The 20,994-nt window shown below is 66.2% G+C and carries 18 protein-coding genes; 1 reads left to right on the forward strand and 17 read right to left on the reverse strand.

Annotated features, from left to right (window positions below):
- The 6 genes from L0B83_RS07655 to L0B83_RS07680 all read right to left on the reverse strand — a co-directional run.
- Positions 1 to 1,334, reverse strand: a 1,334-nt coding sequence (locus L0B83_RS07655; protein ID WP_234757818.1) for a polysaccharide deacetylase family protein, incomplete at its 3' end; no start/stop codon positions are given.
- Between the two features lie 281 nt (positions 1,335 to 1,615).
- Positions 1,616 to 2,998: an NAD(P)(+) transhydrogenase (Re/Si-specific) subunit beta gene (locus L0B83_RS07660; RefSeq protein ID WP_234757819.1), complete on the reverse strand. Its 1,383-nt coding sequence runs from the start codon at positions 2,996 to 2,998 to the stop codon at positions 1,616 to 1,618.
- Positions 2,995 to 3,336, reverse strand: a complete 342-nt coding sequence (locus L0B83_RS07665) for an NAD(P) transhydrogenase subunit alpha part 2 (protein ID WP_234757820.1) — start codon at positions 3,334 to 3,336, stop codon at positions 2,995 to 2,997. The genes L0B83_RS07660 and L0B83_RS07665 overlap by 4 nt, the downstream gene beginning before the upstream one ends.
- On the reverse strand, positions 3,336 to 4,529 hold the full coding sequence (locus L0B83_RS07670; protein WP_234757821.1) for a Re/Si-specific NAD(P)(+) transhydrogenase subunit alpha: 1,194 nt from the start codon (positions 4,527 to 4,529) through the stop codon (positions 3,336 to 3,338). The genes L0B83_RS07665 and L0B83_RS07670 overlap by 1 nt, the downstream gene beginning before the upstream one ends.
- A 132-nt stretch (positions 4,530 to 4,661) precedes the next feature.
- Positions 4,662 to 6,038: an MFS transporter gene (locus L0B83_RS07675; RefSeq protein ID WP_234757822.1), complete on the reverse strand. Its 1,377-nt coding sequence runs from the start codon at positions 6,036 to 6,038 to the stop codon at positions 4,662 to 4,664.
- Positions 6,039 to 6,097: 59 nt separating this feature from the next.
- Positions 6,098 to 6,637, reverse strand: coding sequence for a DinB family protein (locus L0B83_RS07680; protein ID WP_234757823.1), 540 nt, complete (start codon positions 6,635 to 6,637; stop codon positions 6,098 to 6,100).
- Positions 6,638 to 6,821: 184 nt separating this feature from the next.
- On the opposite strand from L0B83_RS07680, the gene L0B83_RS07685 reads away from it, so the two are divergent.
- Complete coding sequence (locus L0B83_RS07685) at positions 6,822 to 10,505, forward strand: RCC1-like domain-containing protein (RefSeq protein ID WP_234757824.1); 3,684 nt, start codon at positions 6,822 to 6,824, stop codon at positions 10,503 to 10,505.
- Between the two features lie 19 nt (positions 10,506 to 10,524).
- On the opposite strand, the gene L0B83_RS07690 is transcribed toward L0B83_RS07685, so the two are convergent.
- The 11 genes from L0B83_RS07690 to L0B83_RS07740 form a co-directional block, all read right to left on the reverse strand.
- Entirely contained in the window at positions 10,525 to 11,334 is an 810-nt protein-coding gene (locus L0B83_RS07690) for an IclR family transcriptional regulator domain-containing protein (RefSeq protein WP_234757825.1), read from the reverse strand.
- Between the two features lie 86 nt (positions 11,335 to 11,420).
- On the reverse strand, positions 11,421 to 12,107 hold the full coding sequence (locus tag L0B83_RS07695) for a 3-oxoacid CoA-transferase subunit B (protein WP_234757826.1): 687 nt from the start codon (positions 12,105 to 12,107) through the stop codon (positions 11,421 to 11,423).
- A 1-nt stretch (position 12,108) separates the two neighbouring features.
- Positions 12,109 to 12,768: a 3-oxoacid CoA-transferase subunit A gene (locus L0B83_RS07700; RefSeq protein WP_234757827.1), complete on the reverse strand. Its 660-nt coding sequence runs from the start codon at positions 12,766 to 12,768 to the stop codon at positions 12,109 to 12,111.
- A 2-nt stretch (positions 12,769 to 12,770) separates the two neighbouring features.
- The gene (locus L0B83_RS07705) at positions 12,771 to 13,994 is read right to left on the reverse strand and encodes a thiolase family protein (RefSeq protein WP_234757828.1); all 1,224 of its coding nucleotides are present in this window, start codon (positions 13,992 to 13,994) and stop codon (positions 12,771 to 12,773) included.
- A 26-nt stretch (positions 13,995 to 14,020) separates the two neighbouring features.
- On the reverse strand, positions 14,021 to 14,458 hold the full coding sequence (gene pcaC / locus L0B83_RS07710; RefSeq protein ID WP_234757829.1) for a 4-carboxymuconolactone decarboxylase: 438 nt from the start codon (positions 14,456 to 14,458) through the stop codon (positions 14,021 to 14,023).
- Positions 14,455 to 15,270 (reverse strand): alpha/beta fold hydrolase, encoded by an 816-nt coding sequence (locus tag L0B83_RS07715; RefSeq protein ID WP_234757830.1) that lies wholly within the window; start codon positions 15,268 to 15,270, stop codon positions 14,455 to 14,457. Before L0B83_RS07715 ends, pcaC begins: the two co-directional genes overlap by 4 nt.
- The gene (locus tag L0B83_RS07720) at positions 15,263 to 16,687 is read right to left on the reverse strand and encodes a lyase family protein (protein WP_234757831.1); all 1,425 of its coding nucleotides are present in this window, start codon (positions 16,685 to 16,687) and stop codon (positions 15,263 to 15,265) included. The genes L0B83_RS07715 and L0B83_RS07720 overlap by 8 nt, the downstream gene beginning before the upstream one ends.
- Positions 16,684 to 17,265 carry a protocatechuate 3,4-dioxygenase subunit alpha gene (gene pcaG, locus L0B83_RS07725; protein WP_234757832.1) on the reverse strand — a complete coding sequence of 194 codons (582 nt, stop codon included), beginning with the start codon at positions 17,263 to 17,265 and terminating at the stop codon, positions 16,684 to 16,686. Before pcaG ends, L0B83_RS07720 begins: the two co-directional genes overlap by 4 nt.
- Before the next feature lie 4 nt (positions 17,266 to 17,269).
- Complete coding sequence (pcaH, locus tag L0B83_RS07730; RefSeq protein ID WP_372461175.1) at positions 17,270 to 18,142, reverse strand: protocatechuate 3,4-dioxygenase subunit beta; 873 nt, start codon at positions 18,140 to 18,142, stop codon at positions 17,270 to 17,272.
- Between the two features lie 49 nt (positions 18,143 to 18,191).
- A complete protein-coding gene (locus L0B83_RS07735; protein ID WP_234757833.1) occupies positions 18,192 to 20,081 on the reverse strand; it encodes a bifunctional sugar phosphate isomerase/epimerase/4-hydroxyphenylpyruvate dioxygenase family protein in 1,890 nt (629 codons plus the stop codon).
- Positions 20,081 to 20,980 (reverse strand): shikimate dehydrogenase, encoded by a 900-nt coding sequence (locus L0B83_RS07740; RefSeq protein ID WP_234757834.1) that lies wholly within the window; start codon positions 20,978 to 20,980, stop codon positions 20,081 to 20,083. The genes L0B83_RS07735 and L0B83_RS07740 overlap by 1 nt, the downstream gene beginning before the upstream one ends.
- Positions 20,981 to 20,994: the final 14 nt, after the last annotated feature.

Below are 20,994 nucleotides of genomic sequence, written 5' to 3' on the forward strand. Positions count from 1 at the left end.
ACCACCGCGGAAGCATTACCCGCCGTCGCGGTGACCCCCGTCGGAGCGGCCGGCGCCGTGGGGGAAGCCGGGCTGACGTCGATCATGGAGTAGTCGTCCGTGGTGATCGAACCGTTCGATTGGATGTTCAACCCGTAGCTGATACCCGAGGCCCCGGCCGGAAGTGCAGGAGTAGTCCAGGTTATTTGGGTCCAGTTGCTGCTCGCGTTGAATAGCGGGCTCGCGGTCCAATACGTCCAATACCCCGTTCCAGTCCGGTAATACACCTCGAATTGGGTGATGACATTGGATTTGTACCAGGCGCTGAGCTGGTAGATGTGGCCAGGAGTTCCCGTGGGCGAGCAACCGCCCAGATCCAAGGACTGCAGGAGCTTCGCGTCACCGCTGACGTAGCCGCTCATGGTCAGTTGCTCCGCGTTGTTCCCCGTGTGGCCCGGCGAGACCACTGAATAGCTGGGGGTGTTGGTGCCATAACCACCCGCGGCCCAGCACAGCGGAATCCCGTTGGTAAGCGTCTCCAGGCCCGGGTTCTGGATCATGTTTGTGCCCTGCGGCGGTGGCGGTGGCACCGGCGGACCGGAGACGAGTGGCTGCACCGCGCCGCCGATCACCTGGTCAACGGTCTTGACGGCAATGCTGCCGGCCGTCTGCTGTTGCGCCAGCCAGGAGGCAAATTGGTTGAAGAGGCCGGGGCTGATGGTAAGCGTCGGATCGGTCCCCGTCGCGATGTGGTGGAACGTGAATTGGACCCAGCCACCGCCGGCCGCCTGGGCCTTGTTCACGGAGTCTTCCAGGTTGGACAGCGTCCATGTGCTGTCCACTTCCTCCGGGGCCGCGGTGTTGTAGGGGTTGGCGGGCGGGATGGTTTCCGCCGCCGGAAGCCCTGGATCGTCCTTGCTGTAAAGGTCCCCGAGCCCGCGAGCGCTGTTGAACCCGCAGTTCTTCACGATGGTCTGCACTGCGGGGTCCGAGGATGCGAAGGGGTAGGCGAAGCTGGTGACCTTGAAGCCCATGTTTGCCAGGGCGACCCTGCCGTTGCACACTTGCCGCTTCACTTCATCCGAGGTCAAGGTGACCAAATCGGGGTGCGTGACCGTGTGCCCGGCAATCTCATTGCCGTCCGCATAGAGTTGCTGCAAGTTCGCCGACGTGAGATAGCTCGGCTGATCAACCCACCCGGAAGGGACGAAATACGTGCCGTGGAGTCCGAGGTTTTTCAGCGTGGCCGCGGCGGTCATCTGGTCGGCGTTGCCATCATCGAAGGTCAGGGAAATGATGGTGTTCGCAGCCGCGTGCGCAGGCAGGGCAAAGCCACTGAGCAGGGCAAGGACCATCGCGGCGCATGCTCCAATGGCGGGCCCACGGATCCTGAAACGTCGTTGAGGCGTCGGCTCATGCGTCAAGGATCCAGCCACTCCACTCACCGTCCGTTCGAAGCCGGGCAACCGTCAAGGATGTGGGGCATTTCCACCCAGGGTCTTCGGCCGATGGTAGGGCGTTGGATCCTGCCGTGTCTTGAGTGGTTTCACCCGCCTGGGCGGCCGCGGCTCACTTCGATCCTGAGTGTGTCCACCCGATCGGACTGCGGAACGGGCCGCGGGCACTCCTCGCTTGATTAACTAAGGTTGAGCGCCTTGACCGCACTCAACACTTTGGTGAGGGATTCCTTCGCGTCGCCAAAAAGCAAGGTGGTCTGCGGTTCGTACATGAGCTCATTCTCGATTCCCGCGAACCCCGGCCGCATGGAGCGCTTCAGGAACACTACTTGGCGCGCCTCGGCCACTTCCAGGATGGGCATGCCGTAGATCGGCGAGCCCGCAGTGGTTTTCGCGGCCGGATTGACGACATCGTTCGCTCCGACCACCAGCGCGACGTCGGCTGTCCGGAATTCCGAATTGATCTCGCCCATCTCCTTGAGCGACTCATAGGGCACATTGGCTTCGGCGAGCAGGACGTTCATATGCCCGGGCATGCGGCCGGCCACCGGGTGGATCGCGAAGTCCACGTCGATGCCCCGTGATTCCAAGGCGAGGGCCAGTTCCGCGGCCGTGTGCTGGCCCTGCGCAACAGCGAGCCCATAGCCGGGAACAATGATGACCCGTTGCGCATAACCGAGGAGGACGGCCACGTCTTCGGGGCTGGAGGACCGGACGGGACGGTCGCTCACCGCCGTCGACCCCGCCGTCGAGCCTCCCTTGAACGCGCCGAAGAGGATGCCCGCAACACTGCGGCCCATGGCTGCGGCCATGGCCCGGGTGAGGATGGTGCCCGAGGCGCCGACCAACGTGCCGGCCACCACCAAAAGCACGTTGCCAAGCACCAGGCCGGACGCTGCCACGGCCAGGCCCGTGAACGCATTCAGCAGCGAGATGACAATCGGCACGTCCGCGCCGCCTACCGGAAGCACCAGCAGCACGCCCGCCGCCAGCCCAAGCAGCAGGAGCAGCAGCGCCAGCGCGGGGGAACCGCTCAAAACGACGGCGACGGCGGCACCCACCGCCGCGAGCAGGACCGCTCCCATGAGGGCCGGCACGCCGGGAAACACCACGGGCCTGGTGGTCACGAGCTCCTGCAGTTTGGAGAATGTAATGGCGGAACCGGCAAATGACACCGCGCCCACCAACAGGGTGAAGACAACGGCCACGCGGACCCAGTGGTCTTCCGTGTGCGGGAGTTCCAGGAGTGCAACGAGCGCGGCGGCGCCGCCACCGACGCCGTTGAACAACGCCACGAGCTGCGGCATCTGGGTCATCTTGACCTGGCGTGCGACCGGCGCGGCCACGCCCGAACCGACTACCATCGCGCCCAGGATCCAGGGAACGTTGTCCATCCTGACCGAGAAGAAGACCGTGGCGACGGCGAGCGCGGCACCGAAGGCGCCCACTAAGTTGCCCCGTCGGGCGGTACGGGGAGAGTTGAGTCCCTTCAGCGCGAGGATGAAACACACGGCGGCCGCGAGGTAGAGGAGCGAGGTCCACACCGGATCGATGAGGCTCATCGCACGCCCTCCTTGGCCTCGGGCTCTTCGAGTTCCGGTTTCCTGCCCGGGGTCACTTGGCGCTTGCGTCCGCGGAACATCTCGAGCATCCGGTCCGTCACGACGAATCCGCCCACCAGGTTTGCGGTGGCGAGGACGACGGCGAGCAGGGCCACGGCGAGCACCCACGGATCGGAGGCTTGCCCGGCGACGATGATGGCACCCACCAGGATGATTCCGTGGATGGCATTGGCTCCGGACATCAAGGGCGTGTGCAACGTGCTTGAGACCTTGGAAACCACCTCGAAGCCCACAAAGACCGCCAAAACGGTGATCGTGAGCAAGGCAATTCCGTCCATCAGGAGACTCCCTCGTTCGCCGTGCCAACGGATTCCGCCGCGTGCGCTTGGCCAAGTGCCGCGAGCGCCTCCGCCGTCGGGCCGTGCCGGACTATTCCCTCGTGCGTGAGGCAGGTCCCCTGCACCACCTCGTCGGTCCAGTCCGGATCCACGATTCCGTCATGGGTCATGAGAGCCAGGAGGTTTGCCACGTTCTTGGCATAGAGCCGCGAGGCATCCGCCGGCATCGCAGACGCGGCGTCCTTCATCCCCACAACGGTCACCGTGCCGTCGCCGTCGGCGGTCGGAACATGCACTTCCTTGCCGGGGACGGAGCCTTCCACGTTGCCCCCGGACTCGGCGGCCAGGTCGACGACGACCGAACCGTGCCGCATGCCCTGCACCATTTCGCGGGTCACGAGCAGCGGTGCGGGCCTTCCGGGGACGGCCGCCGTCGTGATCAACACGTCCGCCTGGGCGACATGCGGGGCGAGGAGCTGGCGTTGGAGGGCACCGCGGTCGGCACTGAGTTCCCGGGCGTAGCCGCCGGAGGCCTCCGCATTTTCGACGTCGAGCTTGATGAACGTGCCGCCCATGGAGGCCACCTCATCTGCCGAGGAGGGCCGGATGTCGTTGGCCGAGACGCGGGCGCCGAGCCGCTTTGCCGTGCCGATAGCCTGCAGGCCCGCGACGCCGACGCCGAGCACCAGCACCCTGGCGGGCGGAATGGTTCCGGCCGCCGTCATGTAGAGCGGGAAGAAACGCGGCAGTCGCATGGCGGCTTCCAGCACGCAGCGATATCCCGCAACCAAGGCTTGGGAAGTGAGCGCGTCCATTGACTGTGCGCGGGAAATCCGGGGCACGAGTTCAAGCGCGAAGGACGTGATGCCGGCGTCGGCGAGCGCGCGTACGGTGGGAAGCTCCGACGACGGCGAGGCCAATCCCACGGTGATGGCACCCCGGCTGAGGGCAAGCGCCGTCGTCCGTTCCAGCGGCCGGACGTGGGCGTAGACGTGCAGTTCTCCGGGGTCCAGTTCGGGGACGACGGTGCCGCCGGCCCTCAAGTATTCGGCGTCACCGTATCCTGCGGCGGCTCCCGCAGTGGATTCGATGAGGACTTCGAGGCCCAGCTCCACCAGTTGCTTGACGGTTTCCGGTGTGGCGGCCACACGCCGTTCGCCTTTCCGGGTCTCCCGCGGTATGCCTACCTTCACGCCACTCCCCTTCCCGAAACCCCGTTGTCTTCGCGAACATCCGGCCCGAGCCGCTCGTTGGCTTGAGTCTAGGACGCGGAACGCGTGGGCGGGAGGGGGTGGCCCTCCGGCCTGCGGTCGAAGGGAACCTGCTCAGCCGCCCGTGCGTTTCCCTCCCGGATTCTGGATGCCAACTGCCGAGACTATGCCCCCGATGATCAGGAGGACGCCCGTCAGGATCACCACCCGGTGAAACGCGTTGACGTCTAGCCTCTCGCCAACCACTACCCCCACAAAGGCGATGCCGAGCAGCCCGGCGACCCGGCTGACGGCGTTGTTCACGGCGGAACCGATGCCGGACTGCTGTTCCGAAATGGAGCCAAGAATGGCGGCAGTCAACGGCGCGACTGTAGCGGAGAGGCCGACGGCAAACAGGACAATGCCCGGAAACAGCTGCGTCCAGTAACCGACGTGTGTCTCGGCCGAGAGCATGAGGAGGTATCCGCAGCCGCCCAGAATGGGGCCGAATGCCATGAACCACCGCGGGCCGAAACGTCCCGCGAGCGATCCGAACCAGGACGAAAGGCCGATGTTCAAAACACTGACAGGTAGCAGGGCCAAGGCGGCCAGCGTGGCCGGGAACCCGGCAACCTGCTGCAGGAAAAGCACAACGATGAACCCGCCGATCGACAGTGCCGCGTAAATGAACGAGGTCGCGATATTCCCGACCCCAAAGTTCCGGACACTAAACAATGCCGGCGGCATGAGCGGCTGCTTCGCCGTTTTCTGGCGCCAGATGAACCCGGCGAAGCACAAGATTCCGAAGAAGAACGGCAAGAGAATGAGCGGGCTTTCCCAACCGAAGTGGCCTTGTTCGATCAAGGCGTACACCGGGCCGCCTAGCCCGAGGACACAGAGTACAGCCCCTGGATAATCAATCCGGATGCCTTCCTCCCGCACATCTTTGGCCCGCAAGATGGCAAGCAGGTACATCGTCACGGCAATGGGCAGGACATTGATCCCGAAAACCCAGCGCCAGCTGAGTGAATCCACCAACACTCCGCCCAGCAAGGGGCCGGCGATGAACGCGACTGTGGTGCCCGCCGTCCATTGGCCGATGGCCTTCGCCCGCGCCGGCCCATCGAAGACGGACGTAATGAGGGCCAGGGAACTGGGTACGAGGAGCGCTCCCGCCGCGCCTTGAAGCCCACGCGCAAGGATGAGCACGGCGGGGTCGGGTGCCAACGCGCACAGCAGCGACGTCGCGCCGAACCCGAGGAGGCCAACACGCAGAATCAGGATCCTGCCAAGGACATCCGAAAGGGATCCGGCGAGCAGGATCAGCGAACCGAGGGTGATCAAGTAAGCGTCCACCACCCACTGCTGCGTGGCCAGCCCCCCACCCAGCTCACGGGAAATGGCGGGCAGCGCGACATTGACCACGGTGCTGTCCAGAAACGAGACAAAAGATGCCAGGATGGCAATCCAAAGCACGAGTTTCTGTGCGTTTCCTACCGTCTGCAGATCCACTCTCCCAGTGAACACCAAATTCAGTGGGCCGAGTATCCGCCAAGGGTTTCGGCAGTGAACTACTCCCCGGTAAGGCCGTCCACAGACTCCCGGAGGAGGTCTGCGTGGCCGTTGTGCCGCGCGTACTCCTCGATCATGTGGACAACGATCCATCGCAGGCTGGGTGCCCGCCCGTCCGGCCAGGTACGCGCGGCCAGCCGGTCCAGGCCGCCGTCGGCCATTGCCTCCGCGGTGAGGGAGCGGGAGCGGGACACGCTGTCCTGCCAGAGAGCGCGCAGCTGCCCGGGTGAGTCCTGGGCCGCCGAATGCCATTCCCAGTCGGGGTCGGCTTTCCAGTCCACGGTGTTCCACGGATGCTGCCGGTCCCTGCCGTGCAGCCATCGTGAAAACCAGTCCTCCTCAACATAGGCGAGGTGCTTGAGCAGGCCGCCCAGGGTCATTGAGGAAGGAGCCACAGTCGCGCTCAGGCCGGCCGCGTCGAGGCCCGAACATTTCCACGCCAAGGTGGCGCGCTGGTAATCCAGGAAGCCCAACAGGGTAGCTGCCTCGTCGCCTGCCAGGGGCGGTTCCGGGCGCCCCTCTCCGTCCAGTTCGGTCATGGGCCGCGAGCCTACGCGCTTCAACGCGCCGTGGCAACGACCCCAGGCCTAGTGCTTCGCCGAGACGTCCTGCGATATCGCCCAACGTCCCCGCGCACCGCGCGCCGCGCCGCAGCCAACCATGGCCCTGCCCTTGTGGTAATTTTCGCGAGGATCAATAGGGGTTTTCCCTTCATCGGGAGCCATGTCTTTCGGGGATTTCATGGGGTCTTTGCGTGCATGGCTTCGGCAGGGTGCCATTGGCGTGGCTGCGGCACTGGGCGTCCTGCTCGTCGTGTCCGGTGTGGCGGTACCCCGTGCCCACGCGGCCATCACCGGTGGTTCCGCGACGGCGCCGGTCGCCGTCGTCGGGAGTTCGGCGCCACCGACGGCGGCAGGCGCCTTCATCCCGATCTCACCCGTCCGGCTCCTTGACACACGTCCCAGCGCACCCGTAGGCCCGGACGGAACGGTGTCCTTCCAGGTGGGTGGCGTGAACGGGATACCCGCCACCCCCGCGGCAGTCACCTTCAACCTCACGGTCACGGCACCGCAGTCGTTTGGGTTTATCACCGCGTACGCCTCCGGAACCACGCGGGCGAACTCGTCCAACGTGAACTTCGCTGAAGGTCAGACGGTTCCCAACTCCGTGACCGTACCGGTCGGCGCCGACGGCAAAGTCACGCTCTTCAACCGCTCCTCGGGCACCACCCAGTTGATCGCCGACGTGTCCGGGTACTACCTCCCCGGAACCCCGACGGTGCCCGGCGCCTTTGCCCCCATAGCCCCGGCCAGGCTGCTCGACACCCGCGGCAGCACGCCCGCGGGCCCCGACGGCACGGTGTCCTTCCAGGTTGCCGGGCTCAAGGGGATTCCGGCGACAATCTCCGCGGTCACTTTCAACCTCACCGTCACCAGCCCGGCCTCGTTCGGGTTCATCACTGCCTACGCTTCCGGGACCCTCCGGCCGAATTCCTCAAACATCAACTTCGCCAAGGACCAGACAGTTCCAAACTCCGTCACAGTTCCGGTGGGCGCCGACGGCAAAGTCGCGCTCTTCAACCGGTCCGACGGCGCCACCCAGTTGATCGCCGACGTCGCGGGCTACTATCTGGCGGGGAGTGCGAGCGCTCCCGGCGCCTTCGTCCCTGTGAACCCGGCGCGTCTCCTGGATACCCGCGGCAGCGCACCCGCAGGCCCGGACGGGACGGTCTCCTTCAGGGTGGGCGGCGTCAACGGTATTCCCGCCGGCGTGGCGGCTGCGGTTTTCAACCTCACCGTCACCGGCCCGCAATCGTTCGGGTTCGTCACCGCCTACGCCTCGGGGAGCAGCCGGCCGGACGCTTCCAACGTGAACTTCGCGGGCGGCCAGACCGTGCCGGGCGCCGTTACCGTCCCGGTGGGCGCCGACGGCAAAATCTCCCTCTTCAACCGCTCCGACGGCGCCACCCAGCTGATCGCCGACGTCGCGGGCTACTTCCTCGCCGGGCCGTCAAGCAGTTCATCGGTCACCTGGGGCGACAACCAATCCAGCCAGCTCGGAAACGGAAGCACACCATACCTCGCCACTCCGGCAGCCGTCGTCGGGCTCCCGGGGGTCAAGGCCGTCACGGGAGACGGGTCTACCAGTTACGCCCTGCTCGCCGACGGGACAGTGCGTGCCTGGGGTTCCAACGCCGTCGGCCAACTGGGCGACGGAACCACCGCGGACAGCGGCACGCCAATCCAGGTCCAGGGCCTCAGCGGGGTCACAGCTGTCACGACCAACGGGCGGACTGCGTACGCGCTGCTGGGCGACGGGACCGTGCGGGCTTGGGGTGAGAGTGCTTCGGGGCAGCTCGGCAGCGGCGTCACCACCAGCAGCACGCCTGTCCCGATCCAGGGCCTCTCGGGCGTCGCCTCTGTCACGGCCACATATTACGGCGCCTACGCCGTGCTCACGGACGGAACCGTCCGGTCTTGGGGCGCCAACTTCACAGGTCAACTCGGCAACGGCACCACAGGCAGCGCAAGCAGCACGCCCGTCCAGGTCAGCGGGCTCACCGGGGTCAGGTCAATCACGGCCAGCGACTTCAGCGCCTACGCCTTACTGACCGACGGGACCGTGCGCGCGTGGGGAGACAATTCGGGCGGCCAGCTCGGCAGCGGCACCTCCGCCACCACCAGTAACACCCCGGTCCAGGTCCAAGGACTCGGCGGAGTCACTTCCATCGCGGCCAGCAACTCCAACGCATACGCCCTGCTCGCCGACATGACCGTCCGCGCCTGGGGGCACAACGACGCCGGCCAGCTCGGCAACGGGTCGACGTCGGACAGCTACACTCCTGTCCGCGTCCAAGGCCTTGGCAACGCCTCGTCCATCTCGGCGAGCAAAGCCACCGCGTACGCCGTGCTGGGCGACGGAACAGCCCGGGCTTGGGGCCTCAACCAGTCCGGTCAACTCGGCAACGGCACCACCACCAACAGCACCACCCCGGTCCAAGTCACGGGCCTCTCCGGGGCCGTGACCATCACGGCCGACAAGGGGAATTCCACCAGTGCGGTGGCGTATGCAGTGCTGCTCGACGGAACGGTCCGCGCCTGGGGGCTCAACCCCTCAGGCCAGCTCGGCAACGGCACCACCACCAACAGCACCACCCCGGTCCAAGTCAGTGGCCTTGCGGGGGCCACCTCCATCACGGTCGCAAGAGGTACCGCATTCGTGCTGCTGGGCGACGGAACCATCCGCGCTTGGGGCGACAATTACAACCACCAACTCGGCATCACGGCAACTACAGCCTTCAGCAACGTGCCGGTCGGCATTTCGGGCCTGTCAGGCACGGTCATGGCAGCGCAAGGCATGAACAGCAAGTATGCGGCGCTGGTCAACGGTACGGTGTGGGGTTGGGGCGGAAACGGTTTTGGCCAGCTCGGCAACGGCACCACCACCGACAGCAGCACCCCGGTCCAAGTCACGGGTCTCTCCGGGGCCGTGTCCATCACTGCCAGCGGAAGCACCGCCTATGCCTTGCTGGGCGACGGAACAGTGTGGGCCTGGGGAGACAATTCCACCGGCCAACTCGGCAACGGCAGCACGGTCAACAGCAGCACACCCGTCCAAGTCGCCGGCCTCGGCAGGGCCACCGGGATAGCGGCCAACGGCGGCACGGCCTACGCGGTGCTAAGCGACGGAACGGTCCGGGCGTGGGGCAGCAACCAGTCCGGACAACTGGGCAACGGCACCACCACGGATAGCAACGTTCCCGTCCAGGTCCAAGGCCTCACCGGCGCCTCCTCGGTATCTGCGAGTTACGGTACGGCCTACGCGGTCTTGGCCGACGGCACGCTCCGGGCCTGGGGCTACAACGGCTACGGCCAACTGGGCAATGGGGGCAAGGCGAACAGCAACATCCCGGTACAAGTCGCGGGACTCACCGGTGTCGCGTCACTCGCGGCCAACGGCGGCACTGCGTACGCGCTGTTGGGAAACGGCACGGTCTGGGCTTGGGGCTTCGGCGACTACGGCGAGATCGGCAACGGCGCCACCACCAGCAGGAGCACACCCGCCCAGGTCCAGGGCCTCACCGGCGCTACCAAGGTCATCGCAAGCGAAATCTCCGCCTACGCTTTGCTCGCTGACGGAACGGTCCGGGCGTGGGGCGGCAATTGGTACGGGCAGCTCGGGAATGGCACTACCACCAACAGCAGCACCCCGGTCCAAGTCCAAGGTCTCTCCGGAGCCCGCTCGATCGCCTGCAGCCTCTACGACACATTCGCCGTGCTCAGCGACGGAACGGTCCGTGCATGGGGTTACAACATGCAGGGCCAACTCGGCAACGGCACCACGAACAGCAGCAACACACCGGTCCAGGTCCAGGGCCTCACCGGAGTGACGAGCCTGTGGTTGTAAGCCCGCGGAGCTGCGAAAGCTAGTGCTTCGCCGAGACGTCCTGCGATATCGCCCGCGCGGTCTTTACGATCTGTTCCCTGACCGATTCGAGGTAGGATGCCGGATCGGGCTGCGCGGCGACGTTTTGGGCCTGAAGGGAGACGTTGACGGCGGCAGCCACATGGCCCGCGTTGTGGTTCCAGACCGGGGCAGCCACGGACATGAGCCCGAGTTCCAGCTCCTGGTCCAGAAGGCACCAGCCCTGTGCACGCACCCGATCCAGCTCAGCAACCAGCTCTTCCCGGGACGTCAGCGTTCGCGGGGTCAGGGCTTTGAGCTCCACCGACGCGAGGTACTCTTCCAGTTTCTGCGGCGTCAGGCCGGCTAGAAGGACCCGGCCCATGGACGTGGCGTAGGCGGGGAAGCGCGTGCCCACCGAGATCCCGACCGTCATGATCCGGCGCGTGGCCACACGGGCCACATAGAAAATGTCGCTGCCGTCCAATACCGCGGCCGACGTCGATTCCCCCAGTTTCAGGGAAAGCTCTTCAAGGTGCGGCTGTGCGAGCTGGGGCAGGGACAACGCCGACAGGTACGAATAGCCAAGCTGCAGGACCATCGCCGTAAGGGCGAAGGTCTTGCCATCCGTGCGGACATAACCCAGTTCCACCAGGGTGTGGAGGAACCGCCGCGCCGTGGCACGCGTCAGGTTGGTACGGGCCGCCACCTCGCTGAGCGTCATGACCGGGTTGGCCGCGTTGAAAGCACGGATCACGGACAATCCGCGCGCCAGCGATTGCACGTACTGGTCACTGGCCTGGGGCGCTCCGGCTACTGCTGCGTCGGTCATGGTTACCAATCCTATTGGCGCGAACTGGCAGCACTTGCCCTGTGAATTGCTTTCAGAGGGCATCTGCTGCCAGTTCGCGCTTCCATTTAGACGCCGACGACGGCGCCGGCCGCCTTCTCCTCGAACGGCACCAGGGGGAACGGAACCAGGGCCTGGAGTTCTTCGAAGGTGAGGCCGAACGTCTCACGCACCTGCACGCCGTCGGGCCCTATCAGGAAGACCGCCTTGTCCGTGTACACGCGGGTCACGCAGCCCACGCCGGTGAGGGGGTAGCTGCAGGTTTCGACGAGCTTGGACGCACCGTCGCGGGTCAGGAGCGTCATCATGACGAACACGTCCTTGGCGCCGGTGGCCAGGTCCATTGCCCCGCCGACGGCCGGGATCGCGCCAGGCGCACCGGTGTGCCAGTTGGCGAGGTCGCCCGTGGCGGATACTTGGAAAGCGCCGAGCACGCAGATGTCCAGGTGGCCCCCGCGCATGATCGCGAAGGAATCGGCGTGGTGGAAATAGGATGCTCCAGGGAGCTCGGTCACCGGGATCTTGCCCGCGTTGATGAGGTCGTCGTCAATCTCATCGCCCTTCGCCTCCGGGCCCATGCCGAGCATGCCGTTCTCCGTGTGGAGCGTGATGTTCTGCTCTTCCGTGAGGTAGTTGGAGACGAGCGTGGGCTGGCCGATGCCGAGGTTCACGAACGAACCGGGCGCGATGTCGCGCGCCACGAGGGCGGCGAGGTCGTTACGGCCCAAGGGAGTTGCTGAGGTCTGGATGCTCATATCAGGCCACCTTTACGATGCTGTTGACGTAGATCCCGGGAGTCACCACGTTCTCCGGGTCCAAGGCGCCGGTCGGAACGATCTCCGACACCTGGACAATGGTGTGCTTGGCCGCGGCCGCCATGATGGGCCCGAAGTTCCGGGCCGTCTTGCGGTAGACGAGGTTGCCCTTGCCGTCGGCCTTGAGTGCCTTGATCAGCGCGATGTCCGCGTGGATGGGTGTCTCGAACACTTGGCCGCGTCCGTCGATGATGCGGGTTTCCTTGCCCTCGGCGAGCATGGTGCCGTAGCCGGTGGGGGTGAAAAACCCGCCGATGCCGGCCCCGGCAGCGCGGATGCGTTCGGCCAGGTTGCCTTGCGGAACGAGCTCAAGCTCGATTTCCCCGGCCTTGAACTTTGCATCAAAGTGCCAGGAATCCGATTGGCGCGGGAAGGAGCAGATCATCTTGCGGACCCGGCCTTCCTTGATCAGCAGCGCGAGCCCCTGGTCGCCCTGGCCGGCGTTGTTGTTCACCACGGTGAGGTCGGTGGCGCCGGAATCGAGCAGCGCGTCGATGAGTTCGAACGGCTGGCCCGCGTTTCCGAAGCCTCCGATCATCACGGTGGAGCCGTCCTTGACGGCGGCAACTGCTTCGCCAACAGTGTCAATGAATTGCAGCATTCCTAGGCCTCTTTCCCGGCTACGCCGGCAGTCACGTTTTCCAGCACTACGGCCAGGCCCTGTCCGACGCCGATGCAAATCGCCGCGACACCCCAGCGCTGGCCCGAAGCTTGCAGGCTGCGGGCCAGGGTCCCCAGGATCCGGGTGCCGGAGGCGCCCAGCGGATGTCCCATCGCGATTGCCCCGCCGTGGCGGTTCACGATGGACGGGTCGATCCCCCACGCATCGATGCAGGCCAGGGACTGCGCGGCAAAAGCTTCGTTAAGTTCGACGGCGCCCACCTGCTCCCAGCCGATGCCCGCTTTCGCGAGGGCCTTGTTCGCTGCCTCTACCGGGGCGTAGCCGAAGAATTGCGGATCGTTGCCGTGCGCCCCGCGCCCCGCAATGCGGGCCAGCGGATCCAGCCCGAGCAGCCCGGCCGCGGCCTCGGATCCGATCCAGGCCGCGGAGGCGCCGTCGGACAGCGGCGATGCGTTGCCCGCGGTGACGGTTCCGCCTTCCAAACCTGAGGACTCAGGCCGGAATACGGTCTTGAGCCCGGCGAGCTTCGCCGCCGTCGAACCCGCCCGGATGCCTTCATCCCGGACCAGTTCCGTGCCTGGAACCTGGGTCACCAAAGAATCGTAGAAGCCCTCGTCCCAGGCAGCCGCAGCTAGGTTGTGCGAGGCCGCCGCGAATTCGTCCTGCCGCTCCCGGGTGATTCCGTATTTCTCGCGCAGGCGTTCGGTGGCTTCACCCAGGGAGACCGTCCACTCCGTCGGCATGGCCGGGTTGACCAGGCGCCAGCCCAGCGTGGTGGAAGCCAGCGTCATGTCACCGGCAGGGTACGGCTTGGACGTCTTGGGCAATACCCACGGGGCGCGGGACATGGACTCGACCCCGCCCACCAGCATCAGCTCGGCGTCGCCCGCGTTGATCTGCCGCGAGGCAATGATCGCGGCATCGAGCGACGAACCGCAAAGGCGGTTCACCGTGGTGCCCGGGATCGATGTCGGAAGCCCTGCGAGCAAGGTGGCCATGCGGGCGACGTTCCGGTTTTCCTCGCCGGCACCATTCGCGTTCCCGAACACCACCTCGTCGATCCGCTCGACATCGAGCGCCGGTGCGCGCTTCACGGCTTCACGCACCACGTGGGCCGCGAGGTCGTCGGGCCTTACCCCGGCGAGGCCGGAGCCGAATTTTCCAAAAGGGGTGCGCACGGCGTCGTACACATACGCCTGGTTCATAGGTTCCTCGAATTCTGTGGTGGGGGCTACTCGGGCTGGCGGGCGGCTCTGTCGAGTTCGGCGAAAACGCCCTGCGCTGTCTTGAATGCTGTGTTGGCGGAGGGGACTCCGCAGTAGATGGCGGTCTGCAGCAGGATTTCCTTGATCTCGTCCCTGCTCAGCCCGTTCGTGAGGGCCGCACGGATGTGCATGGCCAGTTCTTCCCAGTGCCCATGCGCCACCATCGCTGTGATGGTGACGGCGGAACGCATCCGCCGGTCGATTCCGGGCCGGGTCCAGATCCCGCCCCAGGCGATCCGGGTGATCATGTCCTGGAAGTCGTCGGTGAATTCGTCCTTGTTCGCGTTGGCGCGGTCCACGTGCGCGTCGCCGAGCACTTCGCGGCGGACCGCCATCCCGGCGTCGTAGATTTCCTGCGACGTAGCGTCCCGCTGGACGGCACCGTGCTTGGGATCAGTGCTCATTTTCCGGCCTCCTTCATGAACGTGCGCATGAGGTCCGCGACGACGGCTGGTGCCTCCGCGGGCGCAAGGTGCCCGACGCCGTCGAGCGCTACGGAAACGGCGCTGCCGCCACCGGAGTTGAATCTGGAGTTGATGCCTTTCGCGATTTCTTCAGCGAACGACGGCGGCGCAACAGTGTCCTCGACGCCGGCCAGTGCCTGCGTGGGGACGGTGATGCTGCCGAGCTCGGCGCGGACGTCGAAGCCCGCGAGGGCCTCGCAGCAGAAGGCGTAGCTGAAGCGGTCGGCGTCGCGCAGGGAATGCAGGAGGCGGCTGCTTACCGCCGGCTGGCGGTCCATGAAACCGGGAGCGAACCAACGCTGCGCGGAGCCTTGGATCATCACCGCGGTTCCTTGTGCACGAACCGTTTCAGCGCGTTCCAGCCATCCCTCCGGAGTGCCGATCTTCGCACCGGTGCATTGCACGGACAGGGACTTGAGCCGTTCTCCGTGCTTGATGCCCAGTTGCAGTCCGATGGCCCCGCCCAACGAAACTCCTGCGTAGTCGAACACGGCACCCGGCACGATCGAATCCACCAGGTCCACCACCGCGTCGGCCAACTCGGCGACGCTGAACGTTTCGGAGGCCGCGGGCGAGACGCCGTGGCCGGGCAGGTCCCAGCCCACGACGTCGAACTCGTTGCCGAGCAGGGCCGCTGCTTCGGTCCAGAGCACCGTGGATGTTCCGAGCGAATTCCCCACCACCAGGAGCGGCTTCTCCCCGAGGGTCCGCTGCGGGGACAGCAGCACGGCCTTGATGCTTGGCTTAGCCACGATCGGCTCCTTTCGGATGGGTGGATGTGAATTCGGGGTACGCAGCGAGGATGCGACGGCTGATCTCGGCGGCCTCGCCCACGTAGTTCGCGGGGTCCAGCCGCGCCGCGAGTTCCTCATCGGAGAGCTTGCTGGCCGGAACGGCTTCGCGGAGGAGCTTGGCGTAGATCCGGGCCTGTTCCGCGACGGGCGCCTGCAGGGTCTCGTCGACGATTGATTGCAGCTTGGCCTTCGCATCGGTCCTGTCTTCGCCCAGGAGCGGAGCAACGGAGGATGCCACCGCTTCGCTGAGGAGCAACGGCCCGGAGATTTCCAGGTTGCGGCGCATGGCTTCGGGGAAGACACAGAGTCCTTCGGCGAGCTCGCGCAGCTGGGTGGCGGCGCCGAGTGCGAGCCGAAGCAAACCCCGGAGGGCGGGCCATTCGCTGTGCCAGGCGCCGTCCGGGCGTTCGTCGTTGAAGTTCGCGGCGGCAAGGTGCAGTTGCGCGGCCAAACCAGGGGCCTGGAGCGCAGCGCTGCGGACCAGCACGGACAACACGGGATTCTGCTTGTGCGGCATGGCCGAAGAGACACCCCGGCCGGCAGCAAGGGGCTCGCCCAGCTCGGCAACCTCGGGGCGGCTGAGGAACAGCAGGTCAGAGGCCATCTTGCCGAAGGAGTCTGTCAGGGATGCCAGCGCGTCGCCGAGCCCAGTGACGGGGACGCGGTTGGTGTGCCACGGAGCCGGAGCGGGAGCCAGGCCCAGCTTCCCGGCCAAGGCATCGGCCAACGCAAAGGGGTTCGACGACGAGCCTTCCGTGAGTACGGTGCCGGCAGCGAGGGTGCCGCTGGCCCCGCCGAACTGCACAGGCAACTCCAGCGATTCAAGGCGGCGGGCCGCAGCTGCCACTCCGTGGAACCACTGCGCCGCCTTGAGCCCGAACGTGAACGGAAGCGCATGCCGCGTCAGGCTCCTGCCCACGCACAGCGTGTCCGCATGCTGCTCCGCAAGGGCGGCGAGCGCCGCCGTCGTACCTCTTACTTCGGCGAGAAGCACGGAAACCACGCGGTGCGCGAGCAGCATCAAGGCAGAGTCCAGGACGTCCTGGCTGGTCAGGGAGGTGTGCACGGCGGCAAGCGCGCCGGCATCCAATCCCCTGACCCTGCCCCGGAGGTCCGCGAGCAGCGGGATGACCGGGTTGGCGCCGCCTTGTGCGCGTTCGGCGATGGAAGCGGCGTCGTAGGCCCAAGGTTCAGCGGCCTCGGCGACGACGGCGGCGGAACCGGCGGGCGCGAATCCGGCCTCTTCGAGCACGGATGCCCAGCCGGCCTCGACGTCGAGGATGGCCGCGATCACCGCACGGTCACCCGTCAGCGCCACCACGGCGGGCGACGCCGACACCGGGCTGAGCAGCCCGAAATCGCCGTCGCCACTCACTGGGAGGCGCCTTCGAAGTCCAAGAACACGGTCTCGTTCTCGCCCTGCAGCCGCAGATCCCAGGTGAGGCCGCCATCCGCGTCGCGGCGGGCGATCAAGGTGCTGCGGCGCTCGGGGTCAAGGGAGCTGAGCAGCGGATCGGCGGCGAGCGCTTCCTCGTTTTCCGGCAAGTAGATGCGGGTGAACAGGCGGTTCATGAGGCCGCGGGCAAAGACGGCCACGGAGATGAAGGGGGCAGCAGCCGGCTTTCCCGGGAGGGGCTCGGTGGGACCGGGGTTGACCGTCGTGAAGGTAAAAACGCCCGTATTGCCCACGGCGGCGCGGCCCCAACCGGTGAAGGTATAGCCGTCGCGCACCAGGGAGCCGGTGCGCTGGACCACGTTGCCTTCGGAGTCGGGCTGCCAGATCTCCAGGATGGCGTCCGGGATGGGTTCGCCGGCGCCGTCGTACACGGTTCCCTGGAGGCGGATGCTTCCGGCACTTCCCGGAGCAAGGAGCTCGTTGTCCTTGTCAAAGGGAAGTGCGTAGCCGAAGAACGGGCCAACGGTCTGCCCTGGTGTGGGTGTCAGCTTGCTCATGTCCTTACTCCTCATCCCCGGCGTCGCCAAACGCTTCGTTCTCGGTCCAGGTCCGCTTCGAGCCGCTCAGGACGATGTCCCAGTTGTAGCCGAGGGCCCACTCGGGGCTCGTCAGATCGTGGTCGTAGGTGGCCACAAGCCGGTCCCGGGCGTCCTGGTCCACGATCGATTGGTAGATGGGGTCCAGCGGGAACAGCTGGTCGCCCGGGAAATACATCTGCGTGACGATCCGCTGGGTGAAGTCCGTGCCGAACAGCGAGAAGTGGATGTGCGCCGGACGCCAGGCGTTCAGGTGGTTCTTCCACGGGTATGCGCCGGGCTTGATGGTGGTGAACCGGTAGGAGCCGTCAGGTCCGGTGATGCAGCGTCCGACGCCGGTGAAGTTGGGGTCAAGCGGGGCCGGGTGCTGGTCGCGCTTGTGGATGTAGCGGCCGGCAGCGTTGGCCTGCCAGATTTCCACCAGTTGGCCGGCAACCGGGCGGCCGTCGCCGTCGAGCACCCTGCCCTGCACGATGATCCGCTCGCCCTGCGGTTCGCCGTTGTGCTGGATGGTGAGGTCCGATTCCAAGGCGTGGACATCCTGGTGCCCGAACGCCGGCGAGTACAGCTCGATGGTCTCCGGGTCCGCGTGGTGCAGGCTCTTGGTGGGGTGGCGCAGGATGCTGCTGCGGTACGGCGCGAAGTCCAGGCGCGGCTGGATCTCCGGCGCGGCGCCGTCCTTCAGGGCGCGGCGGTAGGCGTCGCCGATCGCCTGGATCTCAGCGCTGAGATCGGCCTGGGTTTCGGCTGCGGCGTCCAACGGCGCGTGCCCGGCATGCGGCTCCGCTGCCGGTACGAGCTCATCGTCTTGGTGGTGCCCGGCATTTTCGTCTAGCAGCACGGCCGGCTCCTTTCGGGTGGTTGCTTTCGTCATTTCTGGTGGGTTGTCAGTTTCGGGAGTGGAGCGAGTCGTATTGCACGGCGTGCCGCACCGGGGCGTTGGGGGCACCGTAGCCGTCATAGTTGCCGCGGCGCTCCACCATCTCGAAGAAAACACTTCCCACCGTGGCGGTGTAGAAGTGCAGGAATTCACCATTGGCGTCGCGGTCGTAGAGGAGGTTCAGTTCCTTCAGCGTGGCCAGGAAGGCAGGATCCAGGGCGAAGCGTGCGTCCAGGTCCTCGTAGTAGTTGGCCGGAATCCGGAGGAACTCGAGTCCGCGTTCCCGTGCCGCCCGGGCCGTGGCCACGAGGTCGTCCACTGCGAACGCGATGTGTTCCTGGTAGCTCTTGCGGTCGCCTTGCTGAAGTAGCGGCGCAAGGTTCAGGACCAGGCGCACGGCACGGTCGCTGGTCTGCATGACCTGCGAACGAACCAGGCCGCTGGGGCTCGGCACTTCGGCGAACGGCTGCGGTTCCAAGGCCAGGGCACTTGTGTAGAAGAGGACGGCTTCGTCGAAATGCTGCCATGGCTGGGCCAGGTTCACGTGGTCGATCACGGCCCGCGTTCCCCCGGAAGGACGCTCCAGGCCTTCGCCGAATTCCCGAGTCCACGCAGCCGTGCCGTCAGGATTACCTTGGCACAGGAAGATCTCGGTGGAGTCCGGGGCGGCGATGCCTTGGAACACTTCCTCGTCGGCCTGCACCTTGCGAGGCACCACCGGGGCCTTGAGTTGCTGGGCGCGGGCGGAGGCAATGACGGGAGAGTCGACGTCGAACCCCAGTGCCGCGATGGCAGGTTGACTGTGCGACGGCGCTTGTTCGTTGATGATGACGCGCGCGTGGCCCATGGACCACAACTGGACATCCTTGGTGCGGTGCCGGCCGTCGAAGGTAAAGCCGAGCTGGCCCAGGAGCGTTTCAAGCTGCGCGGGTCCGTCAGTCTTGACCTCGGCGAAGTTGAATCCGGCAGGCTCGGCCACCTTGGGCAACGTGGCCAGTTCCATGGGATAACGACGGCGGCCCGCGGCTTTGGCCGGCGTGGCACCGGCCACGCCTCCCGGAGTAGCGGACGCGTTCGCGTCGAGCCATTTGGCGCTCTGTTCCTCAAGCCAGATGAGCGAGCGCATCGCGTCCACGGCTGTGCGTTCGACGTCGGATTGGCGGAAGACGTCGTTGAAGACCTCCAGCGACACCGGGCCGGAGTAGCCGGCGCGGGCCACATGGCCCATGAACTTGGCCAGCTCGAACTGCCCTTCGCCCGGGAACACGCGGTAATGGCGGCTCCAAGACAACACGTCCATGGAGAGCTTCGGAGCGTCGGCCACCTGGACGAAGAAGATCTTCTCGGGCTTGATCGCCTCGATGGGCGCCGTGTCCCAATCGCGGGAAAGGATGTGGAAGGAGTCCAGGCACGTGCCCAGGTTGGGGTGGTCCACCGCAGCCACCAAACGATGGGCATGCTCGTAATCGTTGACGTATTTGCCCCAGGCCAACGCCTCGTACGCCACCTTGACTCCGTGGTCGCCGGCCAGCTCCGCCAGGCGGGAAAGCTGCTCGGCGCGAAGGTCGTCGTCGTCGATCGTGGCGGTTCCCACGTTGGTGCACACCAGGATGGTGTCCATGCCGAGGCGGGACATGAGCTTGAACTTCGCATCCGCCCGGCGCAGGTTTTCCTGCAGCAGGCCTTCGGAGACGCTGTCGAAGTCCCGGAACGGCTGGTACAGGTCCAGGCCGAGCCCAAGGTCGGCGGCCATCTTCCGCACGTCCTCGGGACTGAGGGGCGAGGTCACAAGGTCCTGTTCGAAGATCTCGATGCCGTCGAAGCCTGCGATGGCGCACGCCTGCATCTTTTCTTTGAGCGTGCCGGAGAGGCAGACAGTGGCGATTCCCGTGCGCATCAGTGACCAGCTCCTGCGAGGGTTTTGGCTTCTTCGGCGCTCACCAGTTCGAGGAAGTGTGCACGCATACGTTCCGGATCGGCGTCGCGGCCCGTGAAGATGCGGAAAGCGTCGGCGGCCTGTCCCACGGCCATGCGTCCGCCGTCGAGCACCCGGCAACCCTTGGCGCGGGCCTCCAGGACCAGCTGCGTCTCGATCGGCCGGTAAACGATGTCGGCCACCCAATGGCGGGACTCGACGAGGGACATGTCCAGTGGGAGGCCTGGATGGGCGGCCATGCCCACCGGCGTGCAGTGCACCAAACCGTCGGCGAGCGGCATCAGCTGCGGCAGCTCCGCCGTCGTACGCGCCGTGACGGTCCTGTCCGGGAACAAAACGGCGAGCTCGGCGGCGCGTTCGGCACCGCGAACGGGATCCACGTCCACGAGGTCCAGCGTCCTAACGCCGGCGGAAAGAAGGGCGTACGCGACGGCTGAGCCGGCACCCCCCGCGCCCAGCTGGACCACGTGGTCCAAGCCGGCGTCGGGAAGGCCGCCGGCAAAGGCCGCGCCGAACCCGGAGAAGTCTGTGTTGTGGCCGATGAATCGTCCGTCCCGGATCAGCACGGTGTTCACAGCGCCGAGCCGCCTTGCGTCTTCCGAGATCTCGTCGAGGAACGGGAGGACCAGTTGCTTGCACGGATGCGTGATGTTGAGGCCGTTGAAACCAAGCCGCGAAGCGGCGGTCAGCAGATCGCCGACGGCGGAGCCGGGCAGGGAGAGCTCCAGCAGGTCGATAGGCCGGTACAGGTAGCGCAGCCCCTGCACGTCGGCTTCCTTCTCATGCATGGGCGGCGTCAGCGAAGGCGAAACGCCTTCGCCAATCAGGCCCACCAAGAAGGATTCGGCTCGGTTGCTCATGCTCATTGCTCCTT

This window comes from Arthrobacter alkaliphilus (assembly GCF_021483235.1).
GTDB classification, from domain to species: domain Bacteria; phylum Actinomycetota; class Actinomycetes; order Actinomycetales; family Micrococcaceae; genus Arthrobacter; species Arthrobacter alkaliphilus.